Origin of the sequence: Tumebacillus lipolyticus, from assembly GCF_042682745.1 — a bacterium.
Taxonomy (GTDB): Bacteria; Bacillota; Bacilli; order Tumebacillales; family Tumebacillaceae; genus Tumebacillus_A; species Tumebacillus_A lipolyticus.
The window spans coordinates 1-1,280 of sequence record NZ_JBHUIO010000015.1 but is presented as its reverse complement, the minus strand read 5'-3'; the positions used below and the strand labels follow the sequence as shown (position 1 = coordinate 1,280).

At 49.9% G+C, this 1,280-nt stretch carries 6 tRNA genes and 1 rRNA gene; all 7 read left to right on the top strand.

Going from position 1 to position 1,280, the window contains the following annotated elements:
• The first annotated feature begins 124 nt into the window (after window positions 1-124).
• The 7 genes from ACFSOY_RS19710 (at window position 125) to ACFSOY_RS19680 (ending at window position 813) form a co-directional block, all read left to right on the top strand.
• Window positions 125-200, top strand: a tRNA-Val gene (locus tag ACFSOY_RS19710).
• Between the two features lie 19 nt (window positions 201-219).
• A tRNA-Met gene (locus ACFSOY_RS19705) sits at window positions 220-295 on the top strand.
• 4 nt (window positions 296-299) lie between these two features.
• Window positions 300-376 (top strand) — tRNA-Asp (locus ACFSOY_RS19700).
• Between the two features lie 19 nt (window positions 377-395).
• Window positions 396-472: transfer RNA gene (locus tag ACFSOY_RS19695), tRNA-Ile, on the top strand.
• A gap of 6 nt (window positions 473-478) precedes the next feature.
• A 5S ribosomal RNA gene (gene rrf, locus ACFSOY_RS19690) occupies window positions 479-595 on the top strand.
• A gap of 62 nt (window positions 596-657) precedes the next feature.
• Window positions 658-734: transfer RNA gene (locus ACFSOY_RS19685), tRNA-Arg, on the top strand.
• A gap of 5 nt (window positions 735-739) precedes the next feature.
• Window positions 740-813 (top strand) — tRNA-Gly (locus ACFSOY_RS19680).
• Window positions 814-1,280: the final 467 nt, after the last annotated feature.

Here is a 1,280-nt window from a genome sequence, read left to right as displayed (position 1 = left end):
CTTAACTCACCGCCCTTTCAAGGCGGCATTCACGGGTTCGAATCCCGTACGGGTCACCATGTTTTTTCTAAGGAAGGTTGACAAAAGGCGAGAGGTTCTCTCGCAACGTTGGCACTAGCAATTTGGAGGTTTAGCTCAGCTGGGAGAGCATCTGCCTTACAAGCAGAGGGTCGGCGGTTCGATCCCGTCAACCTCCACCATTTTTAACCTTAATATTGTCGCGGGGTGGAGCAGTTGGCAGCTCGTCGGGCTCATAACCCGAAGGTCGCAGGTTCGAGTCCTGTCCCCGCAACCATGCTGGAGCTGTGGTGTAGAGGCCTAACATGCCTGCCTGTCACGCAGGAGACCGCGGGTTCGAATCCCGTCAGCTCCGCCATTCTTCATATGATTGATTTGGGCCCATAGCTCAGTTGGCTAGAGCGCACGACTGATAATCGTGAGGTCGGAAGTTCGAATCTTCTTGGGCCCACCAGATATGTCTAGTGATAATGTCGTGGAGGTCACACCTGTTCCCATCCCGAACACAGAAGTTAAGCTCCACAGAGCCGATGGTACTTGGACCGCAGGGTCCTGGGAGAGTAGGTCGTCGCTAGGCGGCAAAGACCCGATCGATCCGATCGGGTCTTTGAAAATCTATCTGCCTCAATTTAAATATGTGTGCCCTTAGCTCAGCTGGATAGAGCGTTTGACTACGAATCAAAAGGCCAGGAGTTCGAATCTCTTAGGGCACGCCAGTATTGCGGGTGTAGTTCAATGGTAGAACTCCAGCCTTCCAAGCTGGTCGCGTGGGTTCGATTCCCATCACCCGCTCCAAAATGGAGTTGTAAGACCTGACGGATTTCCGTCAGGTCTTTTTTTGTTGTGGAAAAACGGTTGTGGGGATCGGGTTGAGGGATTGGTTCAACCTCCTGTTCAGCCATCATGCTGCTTCGCATGCGGTAACGAGAAATTGAGAAGACGAGAATCGCATCTGCACCAACAACTAAGAGATTAGAGGAGTTCTCATCGACTGTGGTGAGCAGAATCGAGAATTTGTATCGGTTTGTTTGAAATGTGCGATTGATCCTGACGTGAGGAGGTGATAAGATAGCTCTTGTCGCCGCGAGCGAGATCGTGCGCGATGCTGAAATTCTTGGAGATCTAAATTTGCTTGTTGACAACCTAGTGATTGATATGGTAGTCTAAATGACGTTGAAGCGGTAAAACGCTTTCATGATTGATCCTTGAAAACTAAACGAGTGTTACGAAGAGAGATGCGAGTCAAGATACAAACTTTTATT